Below are 14457 nucleotides of genomic sequence, written 5' to 3'. Positions count from 1 at the left end.
AGGTGTATAGTATTTTTTTGGTAGATGATGAAGAAATGGGTCTTGAGATGATGAGAGATTATATCCGCTGGGAAGAGATGGGCATCTATGTAGTCGGAACAGCGAGCAATGGTAGAGAAGCTTTGGAGAAAATAGAGGCTTTTCAACCGGATATTATTCTTACAGATGTTCAGATGCCGATAATGAATGGAATTGAGTTGGCTAAAAAAATACATGAATGTTATGACCAGATGCAAATTATGTTCCTCACCGGACATGATGAATTCCACTATGTTAAATCGGCCCTTAATGTAGGAGCTGTTGGATATTTACTGAAGCCGCTAGATTTGACTGAAATTGAAAGCGTTATCGAAAAGGTTAAAGCGCGCTGCGAAGAGGTTCAGATGAAACAACGTTCTATGGAGGCTGCTAAAACTAAGATTCTTAAGGAGCTTTCTTTTGAAAAAAATGCGGAGCAAGCCGCAGAGCTGGCAAATAACTTCAATAGGCTGACACGTCTCCCAGAGAGTAATCGTTATACCATGGCACTGTTCAGCATAGATCCCAAAGAGGCGGAGGGTGAGCAGCAGAGTCTGGAAGAGTGTATGAGCCGGTTGATTTCTTATCTGGATCACTTTTTTAAGGCGAAAAATATAGAGGTTGTTTTTGTTCCTTACAAGGATGGCGAGACAGGTGTGTTCATGGAAGCGACTCAACAGCCTGGCTATTATGCTTGGGAGGATTTAGCTGTGGCTATTCGTAGTGCGCTGGATTTTACGGTGACGGCAGCAGTCGGAGCGCAGGCAGCAGAATTAGCGCTGGTCTATAATCTGTATAAGCAGACGCGTGTGATTTTAAATGAACGTTTTTATAAAGGCACGGGCTTAATTATTCATGCCGAGGCTATTTCGAATCAGTTCGACAGTGAACATATGCCACCTTTTGAGAGAAAAGAGTGGTTTGAAGCTATCCATCAGCTGGACTTCGAGCAGGCCGCACAAAAGCTGCATCAATATTTCGTGGGACTGGCCACACTGAGAATCAAGAAAAAAATCATCTGTGATTGGGCGATTGATCTTGTTGATGAACTGCTAGAGCAGCTGCATCAGTCTGTTCCCGAGGGCTTTAAGCGGGCGGAGCTCTATCATTCCATCTATAATGCGCTGACTTTACATGAGATCGAGGATTTAATCCTGGGCACTGCGGGTGATGCCGTGAGCATGCTAGGTGAGCGACTTATGGATAAAAATACAAAGCTCGTCCACAAGGTTCGCAGCGTGATTGAACAAAATTACGATCAGCCGATTACGATTAATAGTCTGTCTGATCAGGTTTATCTGTCACCGAACTACTTAAGATCTATTTTTAAGGATAAAACAGGCATCACGATCCACGATTATTTAACCCGTATTCGGCTTGATAAGGCTAAGGAGCTGCTCGCAGACGGGTCACTGAAGATTCAAGATATTGCCCAGAGAGTGGGGTACGAAAGCACGTCTTATTTTATTTCTCTATTTCTGAAGAACCTTGGGGTCACACCTAACGAGTACAGGAAAAATATTTAACCTTCCGCACTTCTGCTTACTGAATAGAAAGAAAAGTCGCTTTCCTTTATGAATTGTAAACTTGCGATATGGAAAGATGCCCCTTTGCTTTTTACAATAAGCATGTATTACAACTCAGCACATGTGAGGGGCTTGATTCATTATTGCGATTAAAGGAAGCTTTTTTACACATCTAATTGCGATAGCGCTTTCAAGAAATCCAGACGGCAATAGTTGGATACAGCATTCTTGAGAGAGTAATCGGTACGGGCCGTACATTCCTTACATGACGTTACTTACAACAAGGAGAGGAGTTCTGAAGACGTTATTTGGAAAGAGGAACAACTGATGAATTGCAACCGGAAGGCTTTTCTTATATCAGAAAGTTAAATGGAGGGATTAAATGTTTGGACGTGTAATGAAAAGAGGGGTCTTGTTCTTTCTTATGATCAGCTTAGTGTTAGGCAGCGGTGTTCAGTTTGCCGGCAAGGTCTACGCCGAGGATACAAATAGCTATGAAGCTGAAGCGGATGGGAATATTCTGACGGGTAATGCGTCAATTTCTGACCACCCAGCGGCTTCCGGAGGGAAAAAAGTTGGCGGCATGTATCAAGGCAGCTCCTTGTTGTTCAATAATGTGACCGTGAGCGAGCCGGGGAATTATAAAATTACAGTGTATTATATTTCTGGCGATTCACGCCCGTTTAATATCAGTGCCAATGGCGGTGACAAGCAATTTGAAGAACCGTCCAAGACTGTGGACTGGGATACGGTAGGCACTTATGATGTGACGCTTCCGCTGAACTCGGGTGCTAATACCATCTTGATCGATGACAACAACTGGTATTCTCCGGACATCGATAAGATCGTAATCCATGGACTGGACGACAGCGATCCAGGTGAAGGACCCGGGGGTGACTGGAAGGAGAAGCTGCATGGTGTGATCATGGAAGCCGAGGCTACTGAGAATATGCTTACAGGCAACGCCAAAGTGGCGGACAGCAGTGTGGGCTCTGGCGGTAAAATCGTAACGGATCTGAACAAAAACAGTTCCTTACAGTTCACAAATGTTGCAGTACCAGCAGCGGGAACGTATTTAATCCGCATCTCCTATATTTCCGGCGATCAACGTCCTGTCTATATGCAGGTTAACGATGGACTGGATGAAATGATTGACCTGCCAAAGACGGCAAGCTGGAGCACCGTGGGATCCTATGATGTGGAGGCCTCTTTGGTAGAGGGTTTGAATACTATCACCTTCTCAGATCATGATTGGTATTCTCCAGATTTCGACCGGATAGAAATTATTCCTTATACCCTCAGCTATGAAGCAGAATCTCCACTCAATGATTTGACAGGCGAGGCCCAAGTTTCCGCTAGCCCGAATGCTTCGGGTGGTCAGAAGGTAGGGTACTTGAATAACGGCAGTTCCATAACCTTCAACAAGATTACAGCCCCTATGACTGGTGATTACCGAATCACAGTCGCCTATATTTCAGGTGACCCACGCAGCTTCTACGTTAGTGCGAATGGTGGAGCAGTGCAGTATTATGAGCTGCCCAAGACACCGGACTGGGATACGGTTGGAATGTATGAACTTACACTGCCACTGAACGAAGGCGAGAATACAATCAAATTTACAGATGGCAACGGGTATGCGCCAGATCTGGACCGGATTATAGTTGAGCCAGCTATGGGTGTGGATCCTAATCCCCCAGTGGAGGAAGACGGTGATTTAGGAACACCGGGCGCTTCTAAGATCTACGGAGCTATCACAGTTACCGAATATACTTACGGACTGCTTGTATCAAATGGCCAATATGAAGTGTCCTATAATACCAAGTCCGGATATGTAAGCTATAACTGGTCTGACGGACAGAAGCTGCAAGGGATCTATAGCAGTATCAAAATCGGCGATACGCTCGTTGAGACTACAAGCTATGAGAGTCATACAAGTGTTGGTGCTCCGGTAGACATTCAGGATGGTTTCGGCAAAGGCGTGGAGCTAACTTTTGTCCACACTTCCACAGGAAAACCGACGTTAAAGCAGGTCTACAAGTTTTATGACGACCAAAAGTATTTTCTGACCTGTCTGGATGCGGCCAGCGATACAGCAGTCAAGACCAACTATATGTCACCTATTACCGTAAAACGTACAGGTGGTGTGGATATCGGAGCTAGTGCGGATAATCGTGTGCTTACGGTTCCTTTTGACAACGATGCTTGGATTCGTTATAAATCTCAATCTATGAATCGTGCAGATACCAGCTATGAGATGACGACTGTGTTTAACAACTCGACACGCAGCGGCCTTGTGCTTGGCTCTGTAACTCATGATACCTGGAAGACAGGCATCGACTGGAAAGGTTCCTCCAATCGGCTGAATGAGCTGGTCGTATATGGCGGTGCAGCTAGTGATGTTACCCGGGATACCCAGCCTCATGGCAGCTTAAGTGGAACAAACTTGTCCTCACCTATGATCATGGTAGGGGCCTTCAGTGATTACCGTACAGGACTTGAGGAGTATGGCAAAGCTAATGCGATCATTACACCTGCACTTGTGCTAAACCCCGAGCTGCCACAAGGCGTACCGGTTGGTTTTAATAGCTGGGGAGCTTACGAGGGTACGCTTTCGTATCAAGATGTAGTGGATGTCTCCAATTACTACAAAGAGAATCTGCAAAATTTCAATAATAACGGCAATGTATTTATTAACATGGATTCTTATTGGGATAATCTGAATGATAAGCAGCTGACTGACGCCGTATCGGTTATTAAAGGGAATGGCCAGCATGCGGGTATTTATTGGGCACCGTTTGTATACTGGGGCAACAATATGGACCAGATTGTAGAGGGAACTGACAATAAATATACTTACGGCGATATTGTCCTTAAGGATGCCGCGGGTCAACCGCTGCCGACTCTGGACGGGGCTTTTCCTTTGGATGTAACACATCCTGGTGCACAATTGCGCATGAACTATTTTTTGGACAAATTTAAAGCTCTGGGCTTCACCTTCATCAAATTGGATTTCTTAACGCATGGTTCGCTTGAGGGGCAACATTTCGATCCAACTATAACGACAGGAATCCAAGCTTATAATGAAGGAATGCGTTATGTGAAAGAACGTCTGGATGGAAAAATGTTCATTAGCGCATCAATTGCGCCAATTTTCCCGAGCCAATATGCGCATAGCCGACGAATTTCCTGCGACACCTACGGCAAGATCAATGAAACCGAATATATGCTGAATTCATTAACCTATGGCTTTTGGCAAAATGGCACGATCTACACCTACACCGATCCTGATCATTTGGCATTGGCCCGTGCTACCAGCTTGACTGAAGCGCGTACCCGTATGAACTCTGGCGTTATCGCTGGAACAGTACTGCTTGGCTCTGACGATGTTAACGATCCAAAAGCACAGGAGTACATGACCGCTTTGTTCAACAACAAAGATGTTCTCGATTTAGCTTTAAAAGGAAAAGTGTTCAAGCCACTTGAAGGAAATACAAACGCCAATGCCGCCGATACTTTTGTTATGAAGGATGGCAATGATTATTATCTGGCCGTATTCAATTACAGTGCATCTGCTTCGGCAGATAAGCAAGTTGATCTTGGCCGCGCTGGATTGGATACTGCAGAGATTTATACTACGCAAGATCTCTGGACAGGAGAAGTTTCCTCTGCCACAGGAGCTATGAAATTGTCCTTGCAGCCGACAGAGTCGAAACTGGTAAAATTGACGGCTGCACCTAAGAAAGTAACCGGTATAACACTGGATAAGACAGAGCTTTCGTTGACCGCTGGTGAAACCGGCAAGATGACGGCTACAGTATCGCCGGATGATGCGACGGATAAAGCAGTACTTTGGACTTCGAGCGATACCTCTGTAGCTACCGTAGTGTACGGAACAGTAACCGCTGTAGAAGCTGGAAAGGCCACCATTACTGTGGAAACGGTAGACGGTGGGTTCAAAGCATCGGCAGAAATCACAGTCAAAGAGGCCTCTACAGGAGAGCCGGGAAATCCAGGAGAACCGAGCGATCCGGGAAATCCGGGAGAGCCTAGTAATCCGGGAGAGCCGGGAAATCCGGGAAATCCGGGAGAGCCTAGTAATCCAGGAGAACCGGGAAATCCAGGAGAGCCTAGTAATCCTGGGAATCCAGGAAACAATAGCGGTACCTCTGACAGTACTTCGGGCTTGGAGAATGCTGCTGGAACCTTGATTCTCAAGCCAGATATGCTGAAAGTGGACAGTGCTTCTGGTCAGGTAGTGGTTGAGATTAAAGGGGACATCCAACAAGTTCAGTTATCCTCTGCTGTAGTCCGACAGTTGGCGAACCACACCCTAGTTTTGAATGCGGGTAAGCTCTCCTTGCAGGTACCAGCGGAGCTAATTCACCAGCTACAAAACAAGCTGCCAGAGGGACAGCGGGAAGATAGCAAGATTGCCCTGAAGATGGTGAACCTCAGCAGCAAGGCCGATGAGTTAGTTGCTACAGTGGCTAGTTCTACTAATGCGGCTGTTGTACTCAAGGGAGACATCTATGAATTTAGTCTTTCTATTACCACCAAGTCAGGCATTACAGACACACTCGCTACATTTGATAAGCCAATAACACTCATCATGCCAGTGGCAGAAGGCTTCAATGCTAAACGAGGCGGTGTTTATTATATCGCGGACAATGGCAGGCTGGAATATATTCAAGCTGATTATGCTAACGGTGTATTAAAAGCTGAGGTCAGCCACTTCAGCAAATATGCTGTGCTGGAGTTGAACCGCATCTTTGTCGATGTTCCGGCCAATCACTGGGCTAACCCAGTAATCCAAGAGCTGGCGTCCAAGCTATATGTGCAGGGCACAAGCAAAGAAAAGTTTGAACCAAGCCGGGCAGTTACACGTGCCGAGTTCACCTCGATGCTTGTTCATGCCCTTGGACTGACCGCGACAGGAAAAGAAAGCTTTGCTGATGTTGCTCCATCCGCCTGGTATGCGGAGCCTATCTCAATCGCTTACAAGGCGGGAATCGTGAGTGGCAGAAGTGCGTCCAAGTTTGAGCCGGGCGCACAGATTACCCGTGAAGAAATCACGGTGATGCTAATGAAGGCTTACGAGCTGAACAACGGCGTAACAGCCAATGGTGCAACAACCGACGGCGTAACAACCAACGGTGCAACAACTAACGGCGCAACAACCAACGGTGCAACTGCCGCAGCGTTCACCGACATGAATCAGGTGTCTGCTTGGGCCACTTCTTCTGTAAATGAAGCGGCCAGTCTAGGACTGATTCAAGGTCAAAGTCATGAACGGTTTGCACCAAAAGGAATCGCTTCGCGCGCAGAAGCGGCTCAAGTGATCTATAATTTGATTTTGAAGTAAGCTGAAATGACTACAAAAGAGCGACTCTCCATTAACCGAAGAGTCGCTCTTTTGATAGATCAGTTGATGAAATTAGCTACTTTATCGAACTTTGCTAATAGATATTACATTACTGTTTGGTACATTGCTGTTCGGCAGTTACTAATACCGCACTTTACTATCTATCGGAACTTACTCCAGCAAAGTAGAATCCCGTGCAAAAGTAGAACACACTCCAGCAAAGTAGAATCCCGTGTAAAAGTAGAACACACTCCAGCAAAGTAGAATCCCGTGCAAAAGTCGAACACACCCCGGCAAAGTAGAATCCCCCGCAAAAGTCGAACCCACCCCGACAAAGTAGAATCCCCCGCAAAAGTAGAACACACTCCGGCAAATTAGAATCCCGTGCAAAAGTAGATCACACCCCGGCAATGTAGAATCCCCCGCAAAAGTCGAACACACCCCGACAAAGTAGATCGTAGTTAGAACACATCGGACCGTATCGCAGCTATTTCGGATATTTGAGCTATTCTACAAAGGCATCGGACTGTATAGCTCTTATTGCTATAAAAATGTCCAGAATTACTGTGCAAATGAGTCAATAGCTGCATCTGAGTCCGATAGTCGAGCAAAGTACCCTGATTCATCGAAATAGGGTCCCCTCGGTCCGATGCGTATGAGGAAGGAGTATAAGTTGAACACACCTCAGCAAAGTAGAATCCCGCGCAAAGTCGAACACATCGGACCGTATTGCAGCTATTTTGGATATTTAAGTCATTTTACAAAGATTTCGGACTGTATAGCTCTTATTGCTATAAAAATGTCCAGAATTACTGTGCAAATGAGTCAATAGCTGCATCTGAGTCCGATAGTCGAGCAAAATGCCCCGAATCATCGAAATAAGGTCCCCTCGGTCCGATACGAATGAGCAGGGAGCAAATAGTACCGAGCGATCTAAACGATCCCATCGATCCCATCATATCCAAGGAGAAGCAAGCCAAACGATCCCCGCAATGGAGAATCCCCTCGTCACCGCTCCTACACCTCTTTTTGGGGTAAACGAATCTGCACGGTGGTGCCTATTCCTAGTCTGCTAAACACTTTAACGCCGTAGTGCTCACCAAATTTCAGTTTGATGCGGCGATCAACGTTAGTGATTCCGTACCCTCGTCCAGGCTTATCCTCAAGCAAAGAGCTGAAGGTCTCGCGGCTCATCCCCATGCCATCATCGATTACTGACAAAATAATATCGTTCGCTTCCATGACACCTTTGATATGAATATTCAGCGGACTTTCTTGACTCCACACGGCATGCAGCACTGCATTCTCCACAAAAGGCTGTAAGGCAAGTTTGACTGTAGAGTAAGGCAGAATCGCTTCATCTACTGTGTAGGTAATGTTCAGTTGTCCTTTAAAGCGGATTAGCTGAATGGCGTTGTAGCTCTGGGTCAGCTTTAATTCCTCGTGGATGGTCAATATACTTTTCCCTTTATTCAGGGAGATTCGATAAAACTTGGCTAGATGAAGCACCAAATCTTGTATACGCGTATCTTGATGTTTTAGGGCAAGCGACGAGATGGAACCCAGTGTGTTGTACAGAAAATGAGGGTTGATCTGCGCTTGCAGCAGGTCAAGCTCGGCTTCCTTGCTCTGCAGCTCCTTCTGATACACCTCGGTAATGAGACTTTTGAGCCGGGTGGTCATTTGCTTGAAGGCAAAATGCAGCTGGCCAATCTCATCATTTCCCAAATGTTCTTCTGTACTATGATTGAAATCCCCCCGTTCCAGGCGGCGGATCATCCGGATTAAAGTACGGATACGCTTGCTGAATAGCGACGCCGTAATGTAAATCAGCAGGAGGGCCACGCCAATAAAGCCCAGGGAGATTTTGATAATCAGATCTGAGAGTGATTTAGCATCCTGAATAATGCTGTCATAAGGGAAGATGGACACGGTTTTCCATCCATTTTTGAGCGTGTTATAGACGGCGAAAGCCTTTACCCCTTTGTAAGTTGTGTCAAATCTGCCCGATGGCGATTCATCGAATTTCTGATCAAGCAATTCCGGCAGGCTCGTATTTAATAAGTGCTTGTCTGCTGCTGAGAGAATAAGCCCTTTGTCATTAATAATAAAAATATCTTTCCCGCCCGCTTCTTCCTCCATTAAAGAATAGATTACCGATTCGGAGATTCTGAAGACCAGAATACCGTAGGGATATTGATTGCGGTTATTGTTCAAAAATCTTGCTAAGGTAAACATGGCCGGACTATCTTCGGTTTGCGGTGAGGACAGATGAATGATATTCCCGTGTGACTGCTGAAGCTGCTTGAACAGCTCGGTCTCTTTAACCTCAGCTGTTACCGGCTTGATATAGTAATCATCTTTGGGAAGTGATTCATTGTCCGAATAAATGAAAACGCTATCAAAATCAGGATAGGCAGTCATTATCGTGTCCATGCGGTTGCCTATATATTGATAGACATCCAGATAAGAAGGATCATCCTGGTATTCACTCGTGAGGTAGCTGGCAAGTCTGTTATCCAGGTAGATGGAAGCTGAAATATGTTCATAGCTGTCCAGCTTGTTTTCCAAATTTTTATTAATCTGAGCTGTTGAATTCATCATATTGCTGTAAATCTGATCCGTTAATTTTGATTTTGTTAATTCGTAGGAAAGGTAGGCGAAAAGCATCATCGGAATAATGGTCACTAGCACAAATACGCTGAACAGCTTGGAACGAAAGCTCAAATCAATAAAAGGCATATAAATATATTTCCTATATATATGGCGCATAGAAGAAGTCCCTTCTTTACTGTAAATTCGCTGTTTGCCATGTTCATCATAGCAGACTGAATATCGAAATCCAATGCTCGAATCTGCCGAAACTCCTTTAAAAAGCGCTATCATTCGGAGGATTGAAGTATAGAAAGCCACCTGTTGCGGACTTAAGATGAATAGGAGAGAAGTTGAATCGAGATGTGGCTCGACATGCTGCACTAAATAAAAAGGGAGGGTATTTGATGCATAAAGCAAGCGCTATCAAAACAGTCAGAGGCAATAATCTGTGGTACAGATTAAAAGAGCAGAAATGGTTATTTTTGCTGATGCTGCCTGCCTTAATTGCGACATTGCTATTTTCTTATGGTCCTATGTTTGGGATGTATATGGCGTTTACGAATTATCAGCCGGGCGGAGGAACGTTTTTTCAACAATTTTTCCATGCAGAGTTTGTAGGCTTCAAGTGGTTTGAGTATTTCTTTACTACCGGAGATTTCTACCGTGTAATGCGTAATACGCTCGCTACAAGCTTGCTGACCTTGTTATTCGGATTTCCAGCGCCGATCATCCTCGCACTTGTACTGAATGAAGCTAGGCAGGGATTTTTCAAAAGATTTGTACAGACGGTTTCTTATCTGCCGCATTTTATCTCATGGGTTATCGCTGCAAACATCGTGATTACGCTGCTGGCTTCCGATGGGATGTTTAACAATTTACTGGTGACGTTGGGCATTGTTCAGGAACCAGTTGCTTTTCTACAAAATGGACCACTATTCTGGTGGATTATCGCTTTGTCTAACATGTGGAAGGAAATGGGCTTCAGCGCCATTATGTATCTTGCTGCAATTTCCGCTATTAATCCAGAGCTCTACGAAGCAGCAAGAGTGGATGGAGCCAGTCGCTTCCGGCAAATGTGGCATATTACGTTGCCAGCCTTGCGTCCAACCATTGTTATTTTAGGGATTCTAGCCGTCGGAGGCATTTTGAATGCGGGCTTTGAACAACAATACCTGCTGCAAAATAATACCGTGCTTGAGTATTCAGAGGTTATCGATATTTATGCATATAAATACGGGCTACAAAACAGCATGTTCTCCTACGGAGCTGCCGTTGGGGTATTTAAATCCGTGATTGCCTTCATACTTGTTGTAATTGTGAATCGTATTTCTAGAAAAGTGAACGACCAAGCGTTGTTCTAAACACGAAAAAGAGAGGAGCGCTTGTGATGATTTCGAATAGATACGGGGATCATATTTTTAAATTTATAGTTTATTTCATTCTTATACTTGTGTTGTTAGTTACCTTTCTGCCTTTTTGGAATATTCTCGTTCTTTCATTAAATGCTGCTGAGGATACCGTACGTGGTGGCGTCTATTTATGGCCCAGAGTCCTCACCTTTGATAGCTACAGTCAAATCTTAAAAGATAGCGAGATTTTGAATGGCTTATGGGTTACTGTCAAACGTACCGTAATTGGAGCGCCGCTATCTGTCCTTGTCATTACGATGCTTGCTTATCCGCTAAGCCGCCGGAATTTGATGGGACGTAAAGGATGGAATCTATATTTTGTCTTCACGATGTATTTTGGAGGCGGACTGATTCCTTATTACATGGTGCTTAAAGCGCTGAATATGATTGACACGTTTTCCGTATTTATTTTGCCAGGGCTGATGAATGTCTTCTATATGATTATTGTCCGTACCTTTATGGAGGGGCTGCCTGGTGAGATCGAGGAGTCGGCGAAGGTAGACGGGGCGAATGACCTGACGATTTTCTTCCGGATTGTTCTACCTTTGACCACACCCGTGCTTGCGACTGTAGGACTTTTTCAGGCAATCTCACATTGGAATTCGTGGTTTGACTCCTATGCGTTTACCTATAGTTCTGACTTAAAGACCTTACAAGCCGTACTCGTGAAAATATTAAGTCAATTCCAAACCGGAGGCATGGTATCGCAATCGCAAATGCTAGCTAACTCGGCTAAGCGGAATGCGGTTTCAAGTGATACTATCCGGATGGCAGCGACGATGGTGGCAACATTGCCTATCGTACTGGTATACCCATTCCTGCAAAAGTACTTTGTTAAGGGTATGACTTTGGGAGCGGTTAAGAGTTAATATGATTAAATAAACCGAACGTCAGCTGGAGAAATCTTGTCCGGCTGACGGCCCTGAAGGGGGGTGAGCGGACAGACTTGCTTGGTTGCTTGATAGACTTATGAAGTAACTTACTTAATGGGAGGAATTAGGGTGTCTATGATAAAGAAAAACAAATGGTTGAACGTGAGTATTACTGCCGCATTAGCCGTTGGTGTATTAGCGGGTTGTGCTTCAAATGATGGAAAAAACAATACAAACCAAACGGCCGGAGACGATAAAAAACAAGAGCCGATTACATTGACCTGGTTTGATTCAAATACCAAGGGTGAGCCTTTCACTGATGCTATTGCGCAAGAAATCACCAAAAAAACGGGCATTTCGATCTCAATCCAGCAGCCAACGGGTAATCCTACGGAAAAGCTGAGCTTGATGCTAGCCAGCGGTGACTATCCAGATGTAGTTGTAATGAGCCGGGGTGATGCTTCTCTCGATAAATACATTACAAGTGGCGCATTTATAGCGCTCGATGATTTAATTGAGAAAAGTGGACCAGACATTAAAGAAATGTACGGCGACACATTGATCAAAACACGTTATAAAGATGGAAAAAACTATTACCTAGCTAACTGGTATGGCCTGGATAGTGATCCTGTCTTCGGTATGCTGATGAGAAAAAATCTGGTTGCTGACCTGGCTCCAGATAAGGCAGATGGCTCCACCCCACTCACAACGGATGAGTTTGAAGCACTTTTAAAGAATTTTAAAGAGAAAAACAAGACAATTGATGGAAAAGAAACTGTTCCAATGACGATGAACGGTGAAAATATGGGCGCCAACCTGGGTACATTTAAAGGGATGTGGGGTCTGAGAACCTACTACGATAATAATGGAACATTACAATATGATGTTAAGGATCCAAAGTATCGCGAGATGCTGCTTTATGTGAACAGTCTGTATAGAGAAGGTCTAATCGAAAAAGAATTTGCCATCAGCAAAACACAAACCTGGATTCAAAAGCTGGCTACCGGCACAGTGTTCTCCACACCAGGCGCATACTGGGACCCAGGTAACGCAAATGGTACTCTGAAGAAGGATGGCGGAGATGATAATCAGTTCTTCCCGTACAAGGTTGTAGCACCAGGCACAGAGACCTCCCAAACAACATTCGGACCAAGAAGCTCACTTGGATGGGATGCTATTGCCATTACGAAAAATAACAAACACCCTGAAGAAACTATTAAGCTGTTCAACTACCTAGCGAGTGACGAAGGACAACATTTGCTGCTATGGGGTAAGGAAGGCGAGCAGTACACCATGGTGGATGGAAAGAGACAACCAGACCCTGCATTCCTGCAAAGCTTCAAGGATAACTGGGACGATGCTGTGAAGAAGAGCGGTGTTCGTAAATGGTTGTGGTTTGTTAAAAATGGTCTGGATGCCAATGAACAGCCATACGATATGGCCGTTAAATACCAACGTAGTGAAATTGACGAAATGGCCATTAAGAGCCTTGGAGATTCCGTATGGGATACAGCAGAATTTGATAACTTAGGTCCTGACGGCGGAACGCCTGAAGCGCTGACCGCGCAAAAAGTAAAAGATATTATGGATCAAAGCATTACGAGAGTAATCATCGCTCCTTCTGAAGCCGAAGCCAATTCTACATTCGACAAGATGCTTGCGGATATGAAAAAAGCTGGGGATGAAAAAGTAGAAGAAATCTTCAATCAGAAGTATAGCGAACGTATGGAATTGTGGAACTCAAAATAATATATTTATCTATGTAAAAGCTTCCTCTCTGCATTTCAGCAGAGGGAAGCTTTTTTTGTTGTATAAAAAAACTAAACCAGCCGATTAACATGTGCATTCCTGCGGAAATCAAGCGGGGCTTGATGATAGAATTTTTTGAATTGATGATAGAAATGACTGACATTCTCGAAGCCGGATTCCAAAGCGATATCGACCACACGCAGCTCGGTAGTGAGCAGTAGGTTGCGGGCTACATTGAGCTTTAGCTGGTTGATATATTCCGTAGGTGTCTGGTTCAAGTATTGCCGGAAGGCGCGGTTCACATGGCCGGCGCTTCTCCCTGACAGCTCGTACAAGGCATGAAGTCCACGGTGCAAATTATCCTTTAAATGCATTTTGGTTATGGCATGCTCTAGCCAGAGCGGGAATTCTGGTTGAGCGACTGTCTCTGCGGAGAAAAAATGCTGGGTGAGTGTATCGACGAGCAGGCCTTTTAGAAAAATCCGGGACTTAACCTTGTCTAGGGTTGATAGGATGCGAATGCGTTCCATAGAACGGATGAAACTAGCCATTTCCAGCTGAGATAACATGGCGATTCGGGGGAGAGGCGTGTTCAGCAATCCGTGCAAAAACTCCTCTTCATTCAGATAAGTTAAAGCATCTTCAATGAGGCTTTTGCGGCAGGGAATGTTCAGGAAACGGCAATCGCTATCACCATCTGCTTCATATCTGTGGGTATCACTGGGCCGAATAAAGACAAGGCAGCCCGTCTGAAGCAGCTGCGCTGTCCCGTTAACAATATGCTGACATCTGCCTTCTGTGAGAATGAAAAATTCATAGAAATCATGCGTATGCTCTGGAGATACCTGACTTAAGGACTCCACCCAGAAAGGGTCTGCTAGTAGTTCAGGATTCATATGGCTTGCCTCGGTGTATTTGAGCATGTT

At 44.9% G+C, this 14457-nt stretch carries 7 protein-coding genes; 5 read left to right on the top strand and 2 right to left on the bottom strand.

Annotated elements, in window-relative coordinates:
* The first annotated feature begins 2 nt into the window (after positions 1–2).
* Entirely contained in the window at positions 3–1544 is a 1542-nt protein-coding gene (locus tag MHI15_RS05695; RefSeq protein ID WP_076281319.1) for a response regulator, read from the top strand.
* Positions 1545–1926: 382 nt separating this feature from the next.
* The gene (locus MHI15_RS05690; protein ID WP_076281320.1) at positions 1927–6906 is read left to right on the top strand and encodes an S-layer homology domain-containing protein; all 4980 of its coding nucleotides are present in this window, start codon (positions 1927–1929) and stop codon (positions 6904–6906) included.
* Between the two features lie 1017 nt (positions 6907–7923).
* Here MHI15_RS05690 and MHI15_RS05685 read toward each other — a convergent pair.
* Positions 7924–9648 (bottom strand): cache domain-containing sensor histidine kinase, encoded by a 1725-nt coding sequence (locus MHI15_RS05685; RefSeq protein WP_175623557.1) that lies wholly within the window; start codon positions 9646–9648, stop codon positions 7924–7926.
* Between the two features lie 257 nt (positions 9649–9905).
* On the opposite strand from MHI15_RS05685, the gene MHI15_RS05680 reads away from it, so the two are divergent.
* The 3 genes from MHI15_RS05680 (at position 9906) to MHI15_RS05670 (ending at position 13531) form a co-directional block, all read left to right on the top strand.
* Positions 9906–10862, top strand: coding sequence for an ABC transporter permease (locus MHI15_RS05680; protein ID WP_051491272.1), 957 nt, complete (start codon positions 9906–9908; stop codon positions 10860–10862).
* A 26-nt stretch (positions 10863–10888) separates the two neighbouring features.
* A complete protein-coding gene (locus tag MHI15_RS05675; protein WP_036683186.1) occupies positions 10889–11779 on the top strand; it encodes a carbohydrate ABC transporter permease in 891 nt (296 codons plus the stop codon).
* A gap of 138 nt (positions 11780–11917) precedes the next feature.
* A complete protein-coding gene (locus MHI15_RS05670) occupies positions 11918–13531 on the top strand; it encodes an extracellular solute-binding protein (RefSeq protein WP_076194808.1) in 1614 nt (537 codons plus the stop codon).
* Between the two features lie 71 nt (positions 13532–13602).
* Here the strand turns inward: MHI15_RS05670 and MHI15_RS05665 are convergent, their stop codons facing one another.
* A complete protein-coding gene (locus MHI15_RS05665; RefSeq protein WP_076128941.1) occupies positions 13603–14454 on the bottom strand; it encodes a helix-turn-helix domain-containing protein in 852 nt (283 codons plus the stop codon).
* Between the last annotated feature and the right edge of the window lie 3 nt (positions 14455–14457).

The organism is Paenibacillus sp. FSL H7-0918 (genome assembly GCF_038007025.1).
In the GTDB taxonomy this organism is placed as follows: Bacteria; Bacillota; Bacilli; order Paenibacillales; family Paenibacillaceae; genus Paenibacillus_AQ; species Paenibacillus_AQ odorifer.
This window is presented reverse-complemented; position numbering and strand designations above follow the sequence as displayed.

Excerpts from the sequence above, each read along its gene's own strand:
- MHI15_RS05690 (WP_076281320.1), top strand. The coding sequence starts at position 1,927 with ATGTTTGGACGTGTAATGAAAAGAGGGGTCTTGTTCTTTCTTATGATC.
- MHI15_RS05685 (WP_175623557.1), bottom strand. The coding sequence starts at position 9,648 with ATGCCTTTTATTGATTTGAGCTTTCGTTCCAAGCTGTTCAGCGTATTT.
- MHI15_RS05680 (WP_051491272.1), top strand. The coding sequence starts at position 9,906 with ATGCATAAAGCAAGCGCTATCAAAACAGTCAGAGGCAATAATCTGTGG.
- MHI15_RS05675 (WP_036683186.1), top strand. The coding sequence starts at position 10,889 with ATGATTTCGAATAGATACGGGGATCATATTTTTAAATTTATAGTTTAT.
- MHI15_RS05670 (WP_076194808.1), top strand. The coding sequence starts at position 11,918 with ATGATAAAGAAAAACAAATGGTTGAACGTGAGTATTACTGCCGCATTA.
- MHI15_RS05665 (WP_076128941.1), bottom strand. The coding sequence starts at position 14,454 with ATGCTCAAATACACCGAGGCAAGCCATATGAATCCTGAACTACTAGCA.